Consider the following 20,399-nt stretch of genomic DNA (forward strand, 5'->3'; position numbering starts at 1 on the left):
ACATGCCCAGCGCCTGGACATGCCGTGCAATCGTGAAACCAGCGTTGTGCTTAGTGCTCACGCCATTCGCCTAGCCGGGCCCGCAAACGTGCGGCGCACTGGCTGTGTAACTGGCTGACGCGAGATTCACTGACCCCCAGCACTTCGCCAATTTCCTTCAGATTCAGCTCTTCATCGTAATACAGGGCCAGGATCAAGCGCTCGCGCTCTGGCAAGTTGGCGATGGCATCAGCCAACGCCGCCTGGAAGCGTTCCTCTTCCAGATCACCAGAGGGCTCAAGCTGGGTAGTGCCCCTTTCTTCATGACTACCGCCCGGCTCGTTTTCCTGTAACAGGTCATCGAAGCTGAACAAACGGCTGCCCAAAGTGTCGCTCAGAATGCCGTAGTAATCCTCGAGACTCAATTGGAGTTCGGCCGCAACCTCTTGATCTTTAGCGTCTCGACCCGTTCTAGCCTCAACTTTTCGAATTGCATCGCTAACCATGCGACTGTTTCGATGCACCGAACGCGGTGCCCAATCGCCTTTACGCACGTCATCAAGCATGGCACCGCGGATGCGAATACCTGCGTAAGTTTCAAAACTGGCGCCCTTGGTGGCATCGTATTTGGTGGAAGCTTCGAGCAAGCCAATCATGCCCGCCTGGATCAAATCGTCCACCTGCACGTTAGCGGGTAACCGCGCCAACAGGTGATAAGCAATGCGTTTGACCAGAGGCGCATAGCGCTCGATCAACTGGTGCCGGGAGTCCTGCGCCTGCGCTTTGCTGTACATACGAAGTCCAGTGGCTGCTGTCATACGCCGATGTCCGCACTCGACTGCTGCTGCACCAGGCGCTCAACGAAAAACTCCAGATGTCCACGCGGGTTGGCCGGTAAAGGCCAGGCATCAACTTTCTGGGCGATTGCCTTGAATGCCAGCGCGCATTTCGAGCGCGGGAACGCTTCATACACCGCACGTTGCTTCTGCACGGCCTTGCGTACCGATTCGTCGTAGGGAATGGCCCCTACGTACTGCAAGGCCACGTCGAGGAAACGATCAGTGACCTTAGTCAGCTTAGCAAACAGATTGCGTCCTTCTTGCGGACTGTGGGCCATGTTGGCCAGCACCCGGAAACGACTCATGCCGTGATCGCGATTGAGCAGTTTGATCAGCGCGTAGGCGTCGGTGATCGAGGTGGGCTCATCGCACACCACCAGCAGGACTTCCTGGGCGGCGCGCACAAAACTCACCACGCCATCGCCAATGCCGGCGGCGGTATCGATGATCAACACATCAAGGTTGTCGCTGATCTCGCTGAACGCCTGAATCAAACCGGCGTGCTGCATCGGCGTCAGCTGCACCATGCTCTGGGTACCGGATGCGGCAGGCACAATGCGGATGCCGCCCGGCCCTTGCAGCAGCACGTCACGCAGTTCGCACTCACCACTGATCACGTCTTCCAGCGTACGTTTGGCGGTCAGCCCCAGCAGCACGTCGACGTTAGCCAACCCCAGGTCGGCGTCCATCAACATGACCCGCCGACCAAGGTCGGCCAGGGCCAGGGACAGGTTCACCGACACATTGGTCTTGCCGACGCCGCCCTTGCCGCCGGTCACCGCAATCACCTGAACGGGATGCATACTACCCATGTTCTCTACACACCTTGTCTTGCTTCAACTGGGATCGCCTGCCTGAGTTAACTCAGGAACGTCAGGCGATGCAAGGTACACACCTTCTCACAGGCTAGCCGACGCGCTGGGAGGGGTGCTGATATAAATCCGCAAACATATCGGCCATGGCATCTTCACTGGGCTCTTCGGGCGCCTGCAGACTCACGGCGCGACTGACCAGTTGATGGCTGCGCGGCACCTGCAAATCATCAGGAATCTTAGGCCCATCAGCCAGATAGGCTACCGGTAGGTGCTGGCTGATAGCCAGCCCTAAAACCTCACCGAGGCTGGTGGCTTCATCCAGTTTGGTCAAGATACAGCCGGACAATCCACAACGCTTGTAACTATGGTACGCCGCCTTGAGCACTTGGCTCTGGCTGGTGGCAGCTAAAACCAGATAATTCTTTGCCTTGACGCCACGGCTCGCCAGGGCCTCCAGCTGCATGCGCAGCTCAGGTGCGCTACCCGGCAGCCCGGCGGTATCGATCAACACCACACGCTTACGCACCAGCGGCGCCAGAGCCTGAGTCAAGGATTGGCCAGGATCAACCTGGGTCACCGAGACATTGAGAATGCGCCCCAGGGTTTTGAGCTGCTCCTGGGCGCCAATGCGATAGCTGTCCATGCTCACCAAGGCGATATTTTGCGCGCCGTACTTGAGCACATAGCGCGCGGCCAGCTTAGCCAAGGTGGTGGTTTTACCCATGCCCGCAGGCCCTACCAAGGCAATCACTCCGCCCTCTTCCAGCGGTTCAACCTGCGGCGTACGAATGGCGTGGGCCAGATGAGCCAGCAGCATGCGCCAGGCCTGGCGCGGCTCGGTCACCTTGGCAACCCGCTCCAGCAATGCCCGCGACAAATCGGCCGACAAGCCCATGCGCTGTAGCCGCCGCCACAGATTGGCTTGCTGCGGTTTGCGGGTTTGCAGCTGACCCCAGGCGATCGAGCCCAGCTGCACTTCGATCAATTCACGCAGGCCATGCAATTCAAAACGCATGGCATCCAGGGCGCTTTGCTCGGTGCCGGCAGAGGCTGCAGCGGCACTGCGTGGCAAGGCCGGACGAGGCGCCAGCGGTTTGGCAGCTGCCGCTGCAGCCGGGCCGAACAACTGGCCGTTCTGGCCGTTGTCCGCCTCCACCCGCGTGGTCAGTTCGGCATGGGCACTGGCGATCCGCGATTGGGTCTTGCGCAACTCAGCTTCCAGAGCCGGGTTGGCCTGACGCGCCGGCGCAGCAGGTACCTGATAGTCCAGGGCGGCCGTCAGCTCCACACCGCCAGCAACCCGGCGATTGGCGATGATCGAGGCGTCAGCGCCCAGCTCATCACGCACCAGTTTCATGGCTTGACGCATATCGGCGGCGAAAAAGCGTTTGACTTGCATGGCCTAGGACCTCAGTTCTGTCCCACCGTCGCAACGATGGTGACCTGCTTGTTATCCGGGATTTCCTGGTACGCCAGCACGTGCATATTCGGCACGGCCAGTCGAGCAAAGCGCGAGAGCATCGCCCGGACCGGACCGGCTACCAGCAGAATCGCTGGCTTGCCGAGCATTTCCTGGCGCTGCGCCGCATCCACCAGGGAACGCTGCAGCTTCTCGGCCATGCCAGGTTCAAGGAGGATGCCCTCCTCTGAGCCCTGACCGGCCTTCTGCAAGCTATTGAGCAAGATCTGTTCCAACCTTGGCTCAAGGGTGATCACAGGCAGCTCCGGCTCTAGTCCCACAACGCTTTGCACGATTGCGCGGGCCAAGGCCACACGGACCGCCACCACCATGGCGGCGGGATCTTGACTCTTGGTCGCGGTGTTGGCGATGGTCTCGGCGATGGTGCGGATGTCACGTACTGGCACCTGCTCCTGCAACAAGGCCTGCAACACCTTAAGCAGGGTCGACAGCGATACCGTGCCCGGCACCAGCTCTTCTGCCAGCTTGGGCGAGCTCTTGGCCAGCAACTGCAAGAGCTGCTGAACCTCTTCATGGCCCAGCAGCTCATGGGAATGCTTGTGCAGCACTTGGTTGAGGTGGGTAGCGACTACGGTACTGGCATCCACCACCGTATAACCCAGTGACTGCGCCTGATCACGCTGATTAACATCAATCCACACCGCTTCCAGGCCAAACGCCGGATCCTTGGCGGCAATGCCGTTGAGCGGGCCGAACACCTGGCCAGGGTTGATCGCCAGTTCGCGATCCGGATACACCTCGGCCTCGGCGACGCTGACACCCATTAGGGTCAGGCGATAGGCATTCGGCAACAGGTCCAGGTTGTCGCGGATATGCACCGACGGCATCAGAAAGCCCATTTCCTGGGACAGCTTCTTGCGTACACCCTTGATCCGCGCCAGTAACTGGCCGCCCTGGTTACGGTCCACCAGAGGAATCAAGCGATAGCCAACTTCCAGGCCAACCATGTCCACGGGCATCACATCATCCCAGCCCAACTCCTTGGTTTCCTGGGCACGCTGGGCCGGCAGCAGTTCCTGTTGGCGCTGGACTTCCTGCACCGCCTCTTCGCTGACCAGACGCTGCTTGTTGGCAATCCAATAAGCACCGCCTGCTGCCACCAGACCGAGGCTGATGAAGGAGAAGTGCGGCATGCCTGGCACCAGCCCCATGGCAATCATGATCGCCGCCGCCACGGCGAGCGCACGCGGCGAGGCAAACATCTGCCGATTGACCTGGGTGCCCATGTCTTCCGAACTGGAAACTCGCGTCACCATGATCGCCGCCGCCGTGGACAGCAACAGTGACGGAATCTGCGCCACCAGACCGTCACCAATGGTCAGCAGGGTGTAGATCTTCCCAGCCTCAGCAAACGCCAGGTCGTGCTGAAACACACCAATAGCGATGCCACCAATCAGGTTAATGAACAGAATCATCAGGCCGGCGATCGCATCGCCGCGTACAAACTTGCTGGCACCGTCCATGGAGCCGTAGAAGTCAGCTTCTTGGGACACTTCAGAGCGACGACGCTTAGCCTCCGCCTGCTCAATCAATCCAGCATTCAGGTCGGCATCAATCGCCATCTGTTTGCCCGGCATGGCATCCAGGGTGAAACGCGCACTGACCTCGGAAATTCGCCCAGCACCCTTGGTGACCACCACAAAGTTGATGATCATCAGGATCGCAAACACCACGATACCGACGACGTAGTTGCCGCCGATCACCACCTCACCAAACGCCTGAATCACCTGCCCTGCGGCCGCATGGCCATCCTGCCCGTGCAACAGCACCACCCGCGTGGACGCCACGTTGAGCGCAAGACGCAACAAGGTAGCCGCCAGCAGAATGGTGGGGAACACGGCAAAGTCGAGGGGGCGTAGGGCGTAGATGCTGACCAGCAAGACCACGATCGACAGGGCAATGCTGAAGGTAAACAACACATCGAGGAGAAACGGCGGAATCGGCAACATGACCATGCCGAGCATGATCAACAACATCAGCGGAATGCCGAGATTGCCCTCGCGCAGACCCGAAAGGTTGCTGCGCACGTTGCCGATCATTTGCGTGCGGTCCACTGCCACTGCCCTACTCCAGCCAATTCAATCTTTTGACGCGCGAAGCGTCGATGAACTGGCTAGTGCAAGAACCCGTCCAACTTGCCCAAGCGGTTGAGGACAAAGACAAAATAACCGCGCACGGGGCTGTTGCCGTTACTCATCACGGCGCAAGTCCGGCGGAATTGGCAAGTCAGGCAACGGTCCTGGTCGCTTACCCTTACCGGAGCGGAATTGCTTGAGCTGATAGACATAGGCCAGTACCTGAGCCACGGCCAAATACAAACCAGCAGGGATTTCCTGATCCAGCTCGGTGGAGAAATACACCGCCCGCGCCAACCCGGGCGACTCCAACACCATGACCTTGTGCTGCTGGGCGATCTCGCGAATCTTCAGCGCCATAAAGTCGCCACCCTTGGCCAACAACACGGGCGCCGTGCCTTTGGCTGGGTCGTACTTGAGCGCCACGGCAAAGTGGGTCGGGTTGGTGATAACCACGTCGGCAGTGGGGATCGCCGCCATCATCCGCCGCTCGGCCATCTCGCGCTGCATCTGCCGAATCCGCGACTTGACCTCGGGCTTGCCCTCGCTGTCCTTGTATTCGTCGCGCACTTCCTGCTTGGTCATCATCAGCTTCTGCTTGTGATCCCAGAGCTGGAACGGCACGTCCACGGCAGCAATCAGAATCAGCCCGCAGGCCATCCACAGCATGCTCCACCCCACCAGCTCGGCACTGTTGATGATCGCGGCTTCTAGAGGCTGATTGGCGATGGCCAGCAGATCGTCCTGGTCAGCCGAGAGCACCGCCAACGCCACCAGCAAAATTACCGTGAACTTGGCCAGAGCCTTGAGCAACTCCACCAAGGCGTGGGTGGAAAACATACGCTTGAGCCCGGAAGCCGGGTTCATCCGGCTGGCCTTGGGCGCCATGGCCTCGGGCGAAAACAGCCAACCGCCGAGGGCAATCGGGCCAAGAACGGCGGCGATCAGCAGGATCACCAGCAGCGGCATAATCGCTTCCAGGGCCATCTTGCCGGAGGCCAGCAGGTACAAGGCCATAGAGCGATCATCCAGCAATACATCGCGCGACAAGGCAAAGTTGCCGCGCATCAGTTCCAGCAAGGCCTGACCGAAATCCCCGCCGTACACCAATAGGCCGCCGATCCCGGCCATGGTCACCACCACGGTATTCAGCTCGCGGGAGCGGGCGATCTGGCCTTTCTTGCGCGACTCTTCGAGCCGCTTACTGGTGGGTTCCTCGCTTTTGTCGGCGCCACTTTCGCTTTCAGCCATGTCGCCTCCTCAGCGCGCCTGCGCCAGTTCGCGCAACAACTGCAGGCCTTCGCTGGCCAGCAATTGGTACTGAGCGAGAAAGTCCGCCAAGCCCAACCAGAAAATCACCAGGCCGATGACCAGGGTCATCGGAAAACCGATGGAGATGATGTTCAGCTGCGGCGCGGCGCGGGTCATGATGCCAAACGCCAGATTGACCACCAGCAACGCGGTGATCGCCGGCAGCACCAGCAGCAGCCCGGCGCCCAGTACCCAGCCCAGCTTGCCGGCCAGCTCCCAGTAATGATTAGTCGACAGACCAGTGCCCACGGGCAGGGTAATAAAACTCTCGGCCAGCACCTCGAACACCACCAGGTGGCCGTTCATGGCGAGAAACAGCAGGGTCACCAGCATCAGCAGCATCTGCGCCAGCACCGGCACGGAAACGCCGTTGGCCGGGTCGATCATGGAGGCAAAGCCCAGGCCCATCTGCACGGCAATGATCTGCCCTGCCACCGAAAACAGATGGAAGAACAGCTGTAGGGTAAAACCTAGCATCACCCCGATCAGCACTTCCTGAGTGATCAGCATGAGCGAGCGCACCGTCAGGGCATCGATCACCGGCATCGGCGGTAAGGTCGGCACCAACACTAGGGCGATGGCCATGGCCAGGTACAGACGCACCCGTACCGGCACCAGCTGGGTGCCGATGATCGGCATCACCATCAACAGCGACGCGATGCGAAACAGCGGCAAGAGAAAGCTACCGACCCAGGCGCCAATCTGCTCATTGCTCAGCTCCAGCATCAGACGAGCACCGGCTAGCCGATCAACAAGGGGATGTTCTGAATCAGGTTCTGGGTGTACTCCATCAGCTCGCGCACCAACCAGGGCCCTGCCCAGATCAACGTCAGCAGCATCACCAGCAAGCGCGGCACAAAGCTAAGGGTCTGTTCGTTGATCTGGGTGGCGGCCTGAAACATGGCCACGATGAGCCCCACCACCAGGCTGGGCAACACCACCAGGCCCACAATCACCGCAGTCAGCCAGAGCGCATCACGAATCAGGTCTACCGCCACTTCAGGAGTCATCAGCGTCGCTCTATAAAGTGCCGAAGCTGCCGGCCAGGGTGCCGATCACCAGGGCCCATCCATCAATCAGGACAAACAGCATGATCTTGAACGGCAGGGAAATGATCAGCGGCGAGAGCATCATCATGCCCATGGCCATGAGGATACTGGCCACCACCATGTCGATGATCAGGAACGGAATAAAGATCATGAAACCAATCTGGAACGCGGTTTTCAGCTCGGAAGTGACGAACGCCGGGACCAGAATGGTCAGCGGTGCCTGATCCGGCGACGCGATATCGGTGCGCTTGGACAGGCGCATAAACAGTTCGAGATCGGACGCCCGCGTCTGCGCCAGCATAAAGTTCTTCAGCGGCACCTCGGCCTTGAGGATCGCCTCCTGAGCCGGTAGCTGATTACTCAGGTACGGCTGCAGGGCCTCGCGGTTTATCTGATCGAAGACCGGCGCCATGATGAACAGCGTGAGGAACATCGCCAGGCCGATAAGTATCTGATTGGACGGCGTCTGCTGCAGGCCCAAGGCCTGACGCAAAATGGAAAAGACGATGATGATGCGGGTGAAGCTGGTCATCAGCATGACGAACGCTGGAATAAAACTCAGCGCCGTCATGATCAGCAGAATCTGCAGGCTGACCGAATACTCCTGCTGCCCGGCCGCATTGGTGGCCAGGGTAATGGCCGAAATCTTCAGCGGATCATCCGCACCCAGCGCCAGAGGTGCCACCAGCGCCAGTAATACGGCGAACACTATACGCAACGCGCCCATCAGGGTTTGTCCTTCTGATCCTTGCCCAGCAACTCCATCAGGCGTTGCGCAAATTCCGGCGTGGCCGGCTCGCCGTCTGCCAGGTGTACTGGCTCTTTCAGTGTGTGTAATGGGGTAATGCGCCCGGCACTCAGGCCCAGCAAAACCTGTTCGTTACCCACCTGCACCAGCACCAGACGCTCGCGCGGCCCAAGGGCCTGACTCGCAAGCAACTTGATCACCTGATTGCCACGCGGGCCGATCTGCTGCACGCGGCGCAGCAACCAGGCGAGGACGAAAATCAAGCCGATCACCAGCAGCAGGCCCAGCAACATCTGCCCCAGTTGCGCGCTCAGGTTGCCACTGCTGGCCAGCACCGGCGTAACGGCTGTGGTCGCCGGCTCGGCCGCCATGGCCGTCAGCGGCAACGCCAAGAAAACCCCAAGGAGTCGGCGCATGGATTCAGCGCAACTTCTTGATGCGTTCGCTCGGACTGATCACATCCGTCAGACGAATGCCGAACTTTTCGTTCACCACCACCACCTCGCCATGGGCGATCAGGGTGCCGTTGACCAATACATCCAGCGGCTCACCCGCCAGTCGATCCAGCTCGATCACCGAGCCCTGGTTGAGCTGCAAGAGGTTGCGGATGGTGATGTCGGTATTGCCCACTTCCATGGAGATCGACACGGGAATATCGAGAATCACGTCCAGGTTTGGCCCATCCAGACTCACCGGCCCGGTGGAGCGCGGCACACCGTCAAACTCCTGCATCATCGCCCGCGGTGCGGCCGGTTCAGCGGGAGCGCTTTGCGCCATCATCGCGTCGATATCGTCCTGACTGGCATCACCGGCCTCCGAGAGTGCCGCGGCCCATTCATCGGCCAGTGCCTGCTCCTCAGGGGAGGTGCCTTCTTCTTCGTCTGCCATCGGTTGTCCTCGGCGGGCTCTGTAGCAATAGTTTAAAAATGCGTACTAACGACTGCGTTCGATCGGGTCCAGCACCTGGAAGGCCAGCTTGCCTTTGTGTGCACCGAGCTTGACGCTGAACGCCGGTACACCGTTGGCGCGCATCACCACCTGGTCGGGCAGGTCCACCGGAATCACGTCACCCGGTTGCATGTGCAGAATGTCGCGCAAGCGCAACTGGCGGCTGGCCACGGTGGCACCCAAGGGCACACTGACATCCAGGATGTCTTCACGCAGGGCCTTGATCCAGCGTTCGTCCTGATCGTCAACATCAGACTGAAAACCGGCGTCGAGCATGTCGCGAATCGGCTCAATCATCGAATAAGGCATGGTGATGTGCAGATCGCCGCCACCGCCATCCAGTTCGATATGGAAGGTCGACACCACAATCACTTCGCTGGGGCTGACGATGTTGGCCAGGGCCGGGTTCACTTCCGAGTTGATGTACTCGAAATTGATGTCCATGACCGCATGCCAGGCCTCTTTTAAATCGACAAAGGCCTGGTCGATCACCATGCGCACCACGCGCAACTCGGTCGGGGTGAATTCACGGCCTTCAATCTTGGCATGGCGGCCGTCGCCGCCGAAAAAGTTGTCCACCAGCTTGAACACCAGTTTGGCGTCGAGAATGAACAGGCCGGTGCCACGCAGCGGCTTCATCTTCACCAGATTGAGGCTGGTGGGCACATACAGCGAGTGCACGTACTCGCCAAATTTCATCACCTGCACACCGCCCACGGCCACATCGGCGGAGCGGCGCAACAAGTTGAACATGCTGATGCGGGTGTAGCGGGCAAAACGCTCGTTGATCATTTCCAGGGTGGGCATGCGCCCACGGACGATACGGTCCTGGCTGGACAGATCGTAACTTTTGACCGTACCGGGCTCGGCGGCCTCTTCGGTTTCGACCGCGCCGTCATCGACCCCATGCAGCAGGGCATCGATTTCGTCTTGTGACAGCAGGTCTTGCACAGCCATTAGCGCACGCTCCTACTGCAACACAATATTGGTAAACAGCACTTGCTCGACCGCCATCTTGCCGGTCTCCTTCTGCGCCAGAGCCTGCACGCTGGCGGTGGTCTGCTGACGGAGCATTTCCTTGCCCACCGGCGTGCTCAAGGCTTCGAAGTCCTGACCAGAGAACAGCATGACCAGGTTATTGCGCAGCACCGGCATGTGCTCGTGCAGCGCATCCAGCTCAGCCTTATCGCGCCCCATCAGGGCCACGCTGACCTGCATGTAACGCTGGCGACCCTTGAAGTTGTAATTGACCACAAACGCGGGCGCCAACACCTCATAAATTGCCTGTTTCTTTACCGGTTTGCCGGCATCTTCAGTCTTGGCGTGCTCTTCGCTTTTGGCTTCTTCCTTCTTGTCGCCCTTGAGGAAGAACAAGGTCGCGCCCACCGACAGGCCGATGGCCAGCAACAGACCAACAACAATCAGGATGATCAGCTTCAACTTGCTCTTGCCAGCGGGTTTGCCGTCAGCATCTGCCGCTGGAGCTTTTGCTTCTTCTTTCTTAGCCATGCCAATAATCCGTCACTGATCGAAGTTCTGTCAGCGTTCAAGGGGTTGAGAGCAAGTGTTATGCCAGCTTGTGAAAAATCAGGCCTACGCAATGCTCGATGTGCGCAGCGGATATACCAGTATGACCGCGCCCTGTCACCCAAAAACGGCTTCGCCCGGCAAGCCGGGCGAAATCCAGTTTAGATCAATGCAGCAACGGCTTAGGCGTAGTAGTCCACCAGGCGCCTGGCGTTGCTCAGCGTAGTGCTGCGCACTTCACCGAGACTCTGGGGCTTTTCCTCTTCACTCAACGCCAAACCGGACGCCGACTCACCACGCCGCTGACTCTCGCCATCTTGCCCTTGACCCTGCCCCTGCCAACCACGGCTCAAGGACTGATCAGAGACATTCACATCCAGCAGGTTCATACCCTGCTGGGTGAACAGGTCACGCAGGCGCTGCATCTGCCCTTCGAGGGTATCGCGTACCCCGGCATTGGGGCTGGCGAACGTCACCTGGGTCTGGTCCTTGCTGATATCCACCCGCACTTCAAGACGTCCGAGCTCGGCCGGATCAAGCTGGATTTCCGCCGATTTGAGGTTCTGGCTGGACAGCCACATGACTTTGTCCACGACCGCCTCACTCCAACCGCCCTGCTGCATCGCCACCGGCTGTCCCGGCACCAGCACCGAACGGGCACTGGCCGAGGTCTGCTGAGCGATAGCCTGACTCAAGGCACTGAGGCGCCCGGCCAAGTTGTCACTGCGTAATTCAGTCGTGCCCTCGGCTAGCCCCTCCCCCTCCAGCGCAGACACATCCAACTCACCCAGTTCAAGGGCATTGTCAGCTTCACCCGCGCCCTCAGCCAGGACCGCCAGCGTACCGGCAAAAGCCTGGGCGCCATCACCACTAATAGCCGCCGTAACGGCGCCCGCTGTCGGGCCAGCCTGTTGCGCCGCTGTCTGGGCCTGGGCCTGGGCCTGGGCGCCAATTTCCAGCGCCAGGCGCACGCCAGGCAAGGTATTGAGTGCATCCAGGGTTGGGTCATGACTGGCATCGGTCATGGCAGCGGCCGAATTGCTAACCAGCCCCGCCACCGCAACTGCAGGCGCATTCAACAGGCTTGACTGCGCGTCTGCGGCGGCCTCCTCGGCTTGCGCAGCCGCGCCTTCCAGCGTTAGAGCCGTCTCTTCAGGCGTGAGCGGGACCTGGCCAGTCATGCCAAATAGCAACAGCGGATCAAGCTCGGCTTCTAAGGTTTCCGCGCCCTGCGTTGCAACCTCAGAGTCAACCGGCAAGTCATTGCCGCTATCGGCAACCACCGCAGCCTCAGCGCCTGGCAAGGCCTCAGCAGGCACCGCGTCGCTCGCAGCGTCAGACTTGTTCCGCGCGCTCTTGGCAGCAGCCTCATGACGCTCCACAGCGTTGGTTTGGCGCTCTTTGGCATACACCTGAGCAAAGCTGGAAGCCTCATTCTTGCGCGGTGGCTGCGCGTCCGCCGGTGGCTTGGGCGCGCTTTTACGCGGTTTGACCTCAGGGGCAGATTGCAGGAGTAGATCGGGGGCAACGGCCATGGGCACTCTCCGTTCAGGTGATTCGTAACGGAGCTATAGCAAAGCCCAGGCCAACTTCCAAAGCAGCGCTCGGACGGCGCTGCCGACACGGCTCAGCGGTGACGCTGCCGCTCGCCCTTGAACAGGATGCGCACTATGGCGAACTCGCGCTCGATATGCCCAAGTAAGGGAGCCACGCCATCGAGTTGCTCGCGGCGGGCGAGGTCTTCCAGCTCTTTGCATAAGCTGGCCAGCAACACTGCGCCCATATTGCTGCAACTGCCCTTGAAACTATGGGCAGCCATGCGCATAGCAACGGCATCCCCCTCCACCTCGGCCTGGCGCAACAGGCGAAGACGTTCATCCGAGTCGGTCAGAAACGTGTCCAACAAGAGGGCAAACTCATCCTCCATCACCTCGCGCAGGGTAGCCAGAACCTGGCCGTCTACATGCACGTCAGACACGTGATCATCAGCCAAAATACAGGCCCCCTTCGATTTGAGTCGTCCAGCAAAACTCCACGCAAACACCACGCCCATCGACCGTATAACTGCAGCGTTCGGCCAACTGGCGAACCAACTCCAGACCGCGACCACTAAGCCTGCCGGGGGTTTGCGCCTGAGCCATCACCACGTGCGGGTCAAAACCGGCGCCGCTGTCTTCAACCCGTACCAACAGACGCCCACCGGCCGGCTCAGGTTGCACCTGCAAATGAAAACGCACATAGCCATCCTCCAATTCCGCCAAGCGCTGACTGCGCTCAGTGTAGTAGCGGGTAAACCCTGCAGCATCGCGCTTAAGTGACGAGTCCAAGCCCATCACGCCGTGCTCCAGGGCATTTGAATAGAGCTCGGCCAGCACCGTGTAGAGGGCTCCCGCCTGGGCTCGCAACTCCTGCACTTCCAACAGCAACTGCAGCAAAAACGGCAGCGGATTGAAATGACGCAAGGTCTGCGCCCGAAACTCGAAGCTGGCCGACCAATCATTGGGGCTAATCGGGCCTTGCGCGCTGTACGCCAACGGCGGGCGATTGAGCACAGCCTCGTCGACCAGCACCACCTCGACCATGCTGACATCGTCTTGGGCCTCAGCGGAGAAATCACTCAGGCTCTGCTGGATTGCGCCAAACAGCAGGTCAGCCTGCTTATTAGCGGCAAATACCGCCAGCAAACGTTCCTCGCCAAAGGTCTGCGCCTGATCGTTGCAGGTTTCCAGTAAGCCGTCGGAGAGCAGAAACAGGCGGTCACCCAACTCCAGCGGATAGACCTCGCAGTGGTTGTCAAAGCTGGCGGCATCGCGCACCCCCAGAGGCAAGTGCCGCGACACCAACGGCACCCGCTCGGCGCTGGCCGCACGGTACAGATAACCGTCCGGCAACCCACCATTCCAGACCTCGACCACCCGCCGCTGAAAGCTGAGATTGAGCATGGTGGCGCAGCAGAACACCCCGACCGGCAGGATGCGCTTGAGCTTGCTGTTCATCTCCGGAAGGATTTCCGCCATGGAGTACCCCTTGGCCGTCATCCCGTAAAACACTTCGGCCAACGGCATCGCACCGATCGCTGCTGGCAAGCCATGGCCGGTGAAGTCACCCAAAAACACATGCATGCCACCCGATGGCTTGAACGCCGCCAGCAGCAAATCACCATTGAACAGGGCATACGGCGACTGCATGTAACGGATGTTGGCCGCACTCAGGCAACCTGAGTGGGCAACCTTGTCGAATACCGCCTTGGCCACCCGCTGCTCGTTGAGCAGATGCTCGTTGTGCTTGGCAATCAGGTCGCGCTGCTGCAGCACCGTAGTCTGCAGGCGGCGCAGGCGATCCATGGCCTTGATCTTGGCTTCGAGGATGACCCGGTTGTAAGGCTTGGCGAGAAAGTCGTCGCCGCCGGCCTCCAGGCAGCGCACCAGCGCCTCACCCTCGGTCAGCGAGGTAAGAAAAATGATGGGCACCAGGGCTTCGCCTGCGCACTCCTTGATCCGGCGGGCGGCCTCGAAACCGTCCATCACCGGCATCATGGCGTCCATCAGCACCAGATGCGGGCGCTCCTGCTGGAACAACGCCAGAGCCTCAAGACCGTTACTGGCCGACAGCACCCGATGGCCCTGACGACTGACGATAGTGCTCAGCAGCATGCGGTCTGCAGCGCTGTCTTCGGCAATCAGGATGGTCAGGCGCGCTGTGAGCATGCCGAGCGGCTTCAGGCGATCTGAAACAGTTGTTCGAAGTTGGAGATAGCGAGAATCTTGCGCACATCGCCATTGCAGTTGAGCAGACGAATTTGTGCATGATCACCACCCGCGTGATCACGCAGCAGCAGCAACATGCCGAGGGCGGAGCTGTCGAGGTAGGTGGTGCCTTGCAGGTCGACCTGGTAGCGCTTGGGCGTACCCTCTACGCGCTCATAGGCGTCGCGAAACTCTTGATGGGCACCAAAATCAAAACGCCCCTGAATGGCAATGGTCAGTTCCTGCCCGTCGGCGGAAAGTTGCGTACTGATGGCCATACGGCACTCCTCTTATTGTTATAGGCGTCTGAGGTTTTTAGCACTCGGCTGCCAGCACGGCAAGCACCGGCCTCTCAGCGGGGGGAGATGGTGCTCAGACGTTGGGCAAACTCGTCGAGCATCTTCTGCTCACGCTTGTCTTCGGCCTGGCGTGCCTCCTGCTGATAGCGCTGCACCAGCTTACGCAACCCCTCCAGACGCGCATAGCGCTGCTGCCAGAGCTCACGCGCCTTGTTGACGTTCTCTTGCTGCCAGGCGGCCGCCTGGCGCTGCTGGCCAATGGCGGTTTCCAGCTGGGTGAGAAAGCGCTGGTAGTTCATCAGCCATTGCCCGGAGACGCCCTGCTGACCTTGGTTGATCCATTGTTGCTGGTAATCGCCACGGTAGCGTTCCAGTTCACCGAGTTTGCCCTGGGCCTGGCTCAGCTGCTGCTGGCAACGTCCCAGTGCCAGGGCCGCCTCACGCTCATCACGCTCAGCCATATCGATGACCGGCGCCAAACGCGCCGCGCGGCTAACGGCCACCGATTAGCCTGCCGGCCCAACGGGACCCAGCACCTGAGCAAGCAAGCCGGTGCTTTCGTCCAGCCCTTCACTTTCCAGCAACCCCTGACGCAGATAGCGCGCCATTATCGGCTGGCGAGCGATGGCCAGGTCGGTGTCAGCATCGCCACCCGGCACATAGGCGCCGACGCTGATCAAGTCGCGGCTCTGCTGATAGCGCGACCACAGCTGCTTGAAGCGCTGGGCATTGCGCAGGTGCTCGGGACTGACTACCTGCGGCATCACCCGACTGATAGACGCCTCAATGTCGATGGCCGGGTAATGCCCCTCCTCGGCCAGGCGCCGGGACAGCACGAAGTGGCCATCCAGCACACCACGAGCGGCATCGGCGATCGGGTCCTGCTGGTCATCGCCTTCGCTCAACACGGTGTAGAAGGCAGTAATCGAGCCGCCCCCCTCTTCGGCATTGCCGGCGCGTTCCACCAGTTTGGGTAACTTGGCAAACACCGACGGCGGATAACCTTTGGTCGCCGGCGGCTCGCCAATGGCCAGGGCAATCTCGCGCTGGGCCTGGGCAAAACGGGTTAGGGAATCCATCAGCAGCAGGACATTCTTGCCCTTGTCGCGAAAGTATTCAGCGATGCGCGTGCAATACATGGCGGCGCGCAGGCGCATCAGGGGCGCCTCATCGGCAGGCGAAGCGACCACCACCGAGCGTTTGAGGCCTTCGGCGCCGAGAATCTCGTCGATGAATTCCTTCACCTCGCGACCCCGTTCGCCGATCAGGCCGACGACGATGATGTCGGCCTCGGTAAAGCGCGTCATCATCCCCAGCAGCACCGACTTACCCACGCCCGTACCGGCAAACAGACCGAGACGCTGGCCGCGGCCAACGGTGAGCAGGCCGTTGATTGAGCGAATGCCCACATCCAGCGGCTGGCTGATGGGATGGCGCTTAAGCGGGTTGATGACCGGGCCGTCCATCGGCACCCAGTCCTCAGCCTTCATCCCGCCCTTGCCATCCAGGGCTCGGCCGGCGCCATCCAGCACGCGGCCCAGCATCGACATACCCATCGGCAGCCGCCCAGTGTCCGCCAACGGCACCACCCGGGCGCCAGGGGCGATACCGGTGAGACTGCCCACCGGCATCAGGTAGAACTTGCCGGCGGAGAAGCCCATGACCTCAGCCTCGACCTGCACCGGGTGATAGCTGTCATCGTTAATCACCAGGCAACGGCTGCCCAACGAGGCGCGCAACCCTTCGGCCTCCAGGGTCAGGCCGACCATGCGCAGTAAGCGCCCTTCCACCACCGGCTGGGTCGGCAGGTTCACCGCGCCCATGTAGCCACTCAGGCGCTTAGCAAAGCTGGTGCGTTCAAGGCGCATCGGCAGGTTCATCGTCAACCGCCACGACTTCAGCGCTGTCGGCGGGCTCGCCACTGAGGTCGAGCACCTGATCAGCCGCCGGCGGGTTACTGATCTGTTCGCGCTGCTGCTCAAATAATTGCTTGAGGGCCAGATCCAGGCGGGTCTCGATGCTGGCATCGATCAGGCTGTGCTCGCTTTCAACCCGACAACCACCGGGTTGCAGCTGCTCGTCCTCGAGAATCCGCCAGCTTTCTTCATGGCGCTCACGCAGGGCTTTGACCAGTTCAAAATCTTGCGGATTGATATGGATGCGCACATTGCCGGCGCCCATTGGCAGCAGCTTCAACGCCTCGCGCAAAACCTGGGTCAACTGGCTGGAATCGGCCAGCAATTCACGGCGAATCACTTCGCGGCTCATCTGGCTGACCAACTGCACCAATGCTCGTTCCAACGCCTGGTCCTGCTCGGCAATCGGCTCGAACAGCTGGGTCATCAGGTGTTCAAGCACCGCCACCTTGCCCTGCAGCACAACGTCGGCCTCCTGCTTGGCTTTCAGTTGGCCAGCATGGAAGCCGTCTTTCTCACCGGTGCTGAAGCCTTCGTTGTAGGCGTCCTGGCGAATGGCTTCGAGTTCGTCGAGGGTCAGGGGCTTGACTGTCTCCAGCTCAACGTCCTGCATCTGCGGTGTTTCGGCTGCCAATGCCGCCTCGGCAGCGGCGGTTGCCGCTTGCTCCGCGGCGCTGGGTTCAGCCCGGTACACCGGCTCGCTGTCCAGTGCCTCGAAGCTTGGCAAGTCCCAACGATCGAAGGCGCTAACATCTTTGGCGCGAATGAGTTCGCTGGGGACTTCCTTGCTGACCATGCCTGTACTCCCGGCTGACTTTCTGTGCTGAATTCATAGAAAAACCGCAACCGCTGGCGGTTAAATCATCGCCTCGCCGCCAGCGCCACCCAGGACGATTTCGCCGGCATCGGCCATGCGCCGGGCGATGGTCAGCACTTCTTTCTGCGCTGTCTCGACATCGCTGACGCGCACCGGACCGCGGGCTTCCAGGTCGTCGCGCAGCAGTTCGGCGGCACGCTTGGACATGTTCTTGAAGACTTTTTCCTTGATGCCATCGTCGGCGCCTTTCAGGGCCAGCACCAGCACGTCCGAGGACACTTCGCGCAGCAGCGCCTGAATGCCCTTGTCGTCGACATCGGCCAGGTTGTCGAAGACAAACATCAGGTCTTCGATCTGCCCAGAAAGGTCGGCATCCACTTCGCGGATCGAGTCCATCAACTGGCCTTCGATCGAGCTGTCGAGGAAGTTCATGATGTCTGCAGCGCGCTTCACCCCACCCATGGCCGCACGGCTGGTGCTGGCACTGCCGGAGAACTGCTTCTCCAGAATCAGGTTGAGTTCTTTCAACGCCGCCGGCTGCACGGTGTTCAGCGACGACACGCGCAGGACGATGTCCAGACGTACCTTGTGATCGAAATGACCGAGCACTTCACCGGCCTGATCAGGATCGAGGTAAGCCACCACAATGGCCTGAATCTGCGGGTGCTCGTAGCGGATTACATCGGCTACGGCGCGCGGCTCCATCCACTTCAGGCTGTCCAGGCCGCTGGTGCTGCCACCCAGCAGGATGCGATCGATCAGGTTGCCAGCTTTGTCTTCGCCCAAGGCCTGGGTCAGCATCTTGCGGATGTAACCGTCGGCACCGACGCCGAGGCTGGTCTGGTCGCCGACGGTGGAAACGAACTCCCCCATCACCCCTTCAACCTGTTCGCGCTGGATGTTGCGCATCTGCGACATGGCCACACCGACGCGCTGCACTTCCTTGGGCCCCAGATGGCGCAACACCTGCGCGGCATCGGTTTCGCCGAGGGACAGCAGGAGGATCGCGGCCTTGTCGACCTTGTTCAGTTTCGCCGGGGCTTTGGCATCACTCATCAGCGTTAATCCACTCTTTCACGACCTGGGCCACACGGCCTGGGTCTTCTGCCACCAGGCTCTTGATGGCGTTCAATTGTGCATCATACCCTTCCGAGGGGCTTGGCAGCAGGATGCTCTGCGGCCCGCCGAGGCTGACGCGATCCTCGGCCAGGTCGCCGTTCAGGCCGCCCATTTCGCCCAGGTCTACATCGCCACCACGACCACCATGACCACCGGCGCCATGACCCTTGCCGGCATTGGTGATGTTATTGAGCACCGGACGCAGCACGCCGAACACCAGCACCAGGATAAACAGCACACCCAGCACTTGCTTGACGATGTCCCAGAACCAGGGCTGGGTGTAGAACGGAATGCTCAGCTCTTCGTCGCCATTTTGCGCCGCGAACGGGGTGTTGATCACGCTGACACTGTCACCCCGGCTGGCATCGAAGCCCACCGCGTCCTGTACCAGGCGAGTAAAGCGCGCCAGTTCAGCGGCGGTCCAAGGCACGGTGCTGACTTCGCCGGTCTTGGCATCGATTTTGGCTTGGTCATCCAGCACCACCGCTACCGACAGACGTTTCAGCCGGCCTTGCTGCTGCTTGGTGTAGCTGACCGAGCGATCCAGCTCGAAGTTACGAGTCGACTGCTCACGTTTGTCCGCTGGATAAGGCGCCAGCATCGGCTGACCGGTGGCCGGGTCGATGACCTGCGCGCCATTGGCGTCCAGCAGCGGCTGACCTGCAGCGATGGCCGCAGCCGGGCCCGCTGCAGCGGCGCCACCGGCTTGCTGTGGGGCGGCCGCGGGGCCTGGTGGCTGATTGCTCAGGGCGCCCGGCACGCCTTGCGGACCGAGGCTGCTCTGACGCTGCTCGTTGACTTTTTGCTCACTGCGCAGCGCCGGCTGGTCCGGGTTGAACATCTCCGAGGTGGACTCCACCGCGCTGAAATCCACATCGGCCGAGACCTCGGCCTTGTAGCGACCCGCGCCCAGCACCGGCTGCAGAATATTGTGCACGCGCTGGGTAAACATCCCCTCCATGCGCCGGCTGTAGTCGTATTGCTTGCCGGCCATGCTCAGTTCAGAGTTTTCCGACTGATCGGACAGCAGCTGGCCTTTTTGATCGACCACCGTCACCTGCGACTTGTCCAGTTCGGGCACGCTGGTGGCCACCAGATTGACGATCGCCATCACCTGCCCGGCCTCCAGGCCGCGACCGGGATACAGCTCAACCAACACCGAGGCGGTCGGCTTGCGCTCGTCACGCACGAACACCGAGCTTTTCGGAATCGCCAGGTGCACACGGGCCGCCTTGACGTTATTGAGGCTGGAGATGGTGCGGGCCAGTTCGCCTTCGAGGCCGCGACGATAGCGGGTGGCCTCCATAAACTGGCTGGTGCCCAGGCCCTGCTCCTGATCGAGGATTTCAAAACCGAGGTTGCCGTCACCCGGATTGACGCCAGCGGTCGCCAGCTTCAAGCGCGCCCGCGCCAGGTCCTCGGCCTTGACCAGCAAGGCGCCGGAGTTGGGTTCCAGGGTGTAAGTGATGTCGGCAGCGGCCAGGGTTTCGGTGACCTGATTGGCATCCATCCCCGCCAGGCTGCCATACAGCGGCCGATAATCCGGCTGCTGCGACCACAGCACCACGGCAAAGCCGATGGCCACACTGGCGGCCAGGCCCACGAGCAAACCAACCTGACGCAGCATCGGCATGTCGGCGAGGTTTTCCAGAAAGCTCAAACCAAACAGCGGCGGCTTCGACTCCGCACCGGTGGTGGTTGGCAAGTTATCCAAGGCAGCTTCGGCCATGA

The 20,399-nt window shown here is 60.8% G+C and carries 21 protein-coding genes; all 21 read right to left on the bottom strand.

Features of this window, described 5'->3' with window-relative positions:
* Positions 1-50: 50 nt before the first annotated feature.
* The gene (gene fliA, locus AC56DI_RS01060) at positions 51-797 is read right to left on the bottom strand and encodes an RNA polymerase sigma factor FliA (protein ID WP_496344546.1); all 747 of its coding nucleotides are present in this window, start codon (positions 795-797) and stop codon (positions 51-53) included.
* Positions 794-1,630, bottom strand: a complete 837-nt coding sequence (gene fleN, locus AC56DI_RS01065) for a flagellar synthesis regulator FleN (protein ID WP_496344547.1) — start codon at positions 1,628-1,630, stop codon at positions 794-796. Before fleN ends, fliA begins: the two co-directional genes overlap by 4 nt.
* Before the next feature lie 94 nt (positions 1,631-1,724).
* A complete protein-coding gene (flhF, locus tag AC56DI_RS01070; protein WP_496344548.1) occupies positions 1,725-3,032 on the bottom strand; it encodes a flagellar biosynthesis GTPase FlhF in 1,308 nt (435 codons plus the stop codon).
* Positions 3,033-3,043: 11 nt separating this feature from the next.
* Complete coding sequence (gene flhA / locus AC56DI_RS01075) at positions 3,044-5,167, bottom strand: flagellar biosynthesis protein FlhA (RefSeq protein ID WP_496344619.1); 2,124 nt, start codon at positions 5,165-5,167, stop codon at positions 3,044-3,046.
* 135 nt (positions 5,168-5,302) lie between these two features.
* Positions 5,303-6,439 carry a flagellar biosynthesis protein FlhB gene (gene flhB / locus AC56DI_RS01080; RefSeq protein WP_496344549.1) on the bottom strand — a complete coding sequence of 379 codons (1,137 nt, stop codon included), beginning with the start codon at positions 6,437-6,439 and terminating at the stop codon, positions 5,303-5,305.
* Between the two features lie 9 nt (positions 6,440-6,448).
* Positions 6,449-7,225, bottom strand: coding sequence for a flagellar biosynthetic protein FliR (fliR, locus tag AC56DI_RS01085; RefSeq protein WP_496344550.1), 777 nt, complete (start codon positions 7,223-7,225; stop codon positions 6,449-6,451).
* A gap of 14 nt (positions 7,226-7,239) precedes the next feature.
* Positions 7,240-7,509, bottom strand: coding sequence for a flagellar biosynthesis protein FliQ (gene fliQ, locus AC56DI_RS01090; RefSeq protein ID WP_324519074.1), 270 nt, complete (start codon positions 7,507-7,509; stop codon positions 7,240-7,242).
* 10 nt (positions 7,510-7,519) lie between these two features.
* Positions 7,520-8,275: a flagellar type III secretion system pore protein FliP gene (fliP, locus tag AC56DI_RS01095; RefSeq protein WP_496344551.1), complete on the bottom strand. Its 756-nt coding sequence runs from the start codon at positions 8,273-8,275 to the stop codon at positions 7,520-7,522.
* Positions 8,275-8,712 carry a flagellar biosynthetic protein FliO gene (gene fliO / locus AC56DI_RS01100; RefSeq protein WP_496344552.1) on the bottom strand — a complete coding sequence of 146 codons (438 nt, stop codon included), beginning with the start codon at positions 8,710-8,712 and terminating at the stop codon, positions 8,275-8,277. The genes fliP and fliO overlap by 1 nt, the downstream gene beginning before the upstream one ends.
* Positions 8,713-8,716: 4 nt before the next feature.
* On the bottom strand, positions 8,717-9,184 hold the full coding sequence (gene fliN / locus AC56DI_RS01105) for a flagellar motor switch protein FliN (RefSeq protein WP_496344553.1): 468 nt from the start codon (positions 9,182-9,184) through the stop codon (positions 8,717-8,719).
* A gap of 45 nt (positions 9,185-9,229) precedes the next feature.
* Entirely contained in the window at positions 9,230-10,201 is a 972-nt protein-coding gene (gene fliM / locus AC56DI_RS01110; RefSeq protein ID WP_496344554.1) for a flagellar motor switch protein FliM, read from the bottom strand.
* Between the two features lie 12 nt (positions 10,202-10,213).
* A complete protein-coding gene (gene fliL, locus AC56DI_RS01115) occupies positions 10,214-10,753 on the bottom strand; it encodes a flagellar basal body-associated protein FliL (protein ID WP_496344555.1) in 540 nt (179 codons plus the stop codon).
* A gap of 200 nt (positions 10,754-10,953) precedes the next feature.
* Positions 10,954-12,306, bottom strand: coding sequence for a flagellar hook-length control protein FliK (locus tag AC56DI_RS01120; protein WP_496344556.1), 1,353 nt, complete (start codon positions 12,304-12,306; stop codon positions 10,954-10,956).
* A gap of 92 nt (positions 12,307-12,398) precedes the next feature.
* Positions 12,399-12,749, bottom strand: coding sequence for an Hpt domain-containing protein (locus tag AC56DI_RS01125; protein WP_496344557.1), 351 nt, complete (start codon positions 12,747-12,749; stop codon positions 12,399-12,401).
* A 7-nt stretch (positions 12,750-12,756) separates the two neighbouring features.
* Positions 12,757-14,493 (bottom strand): SpoIIE family protein phosphatase, encoded by a 1,737-nt coding sequence (locus AC56DI_RS01130; protein WP_496344620.1) that lies wholly within the window; start codon positions 14,491-14,493, stop codon positions 12,757-12,759.
* Positions 14,490-14,795 (bottom strand): STAS domain-containing protein, encoded by a 306-nt coding sequence (locus tag AC56DI_RS01135; protein ID WP_496344558.1) that lies wholly within the window; start codon positions 14,793-14,795, stop codon positions 14,490-14,492. Before AC56DI_RS01135 ends, AC56DI_RS01130 begins: the two co-directional genes overlap by 4 nt.
* Before the next feature lie 74 nt (positions 14,796-14,869).
* Positions 14,870-15,319 carry a flagellar export protein FliJ gene (fliJ, locus tag AC56DI_RS01140; protein ID WP_496344559.1) on the bottom strand — a complete coding sequence of 150 codons (450 nt, stop codon included), beginning with the start codon at positions 15,317-15,319 and terminating at the stop codon, positions 14,870-14,872.
* 3 nt (positions 15,320-15,322) lie between these two features.
* A complete protein-coding gene (gene fliI, locus AC56DI_RS01145) occupies positions 15,323-16,684 on the bottom strand; it encodes a flagellar protein export ATPase FliI (RefSeq protein ID WP_496344621.1) in 1,362 nt (453 codons plus the stop codon).
* The gene (gene fliH / locus AC56DI_RS01150; protein WP_496344560.1) at positions 16,674-17,528 is read right to left on the bottom strand and encodes a flagellar assembly protein FliH; all 855 of its coding nucleotides are present in this window, start codon (positions 17,526-17,528) and stop codon (positions 16,674-16,676) included. Before fliH ends, fliI begins: the two co-directional genes overlap by 11 nt.
* A gap of 60 nt (positions 17,529-17,588) precedes the next feature.
* On the bottom strand, positions 17,589-18,605 hold the full coding sequence (gene fliG, locus AC56DI_RS01155; protein ID WP_496344561.1) for a flagellar motor switch protein FliG: 1,017 nt from the start codon (positions 18,603-18,605) through the stop codon (positions 17,589-17,591).
* Entirely contained in the window at positions 18,598-20,397 is a 1,800-nt protein-coding gene (fliF, locus tag AC56DI_RS01160) for a flagellar basal-body MS-ring/collar protein FliF (protein ID WP_496344562.1), read from the bottom strand. The genes fliG and fliF overlap by 8 nt, the downstream gene beginning before the upstream one ends.
* Positions 20,398-20,399: the final 2 nt, after the last annotated feature.

This window comes from Pseudomonas sp. BGA-UO-ETr-WB11 (assembly GCF_059567785.1).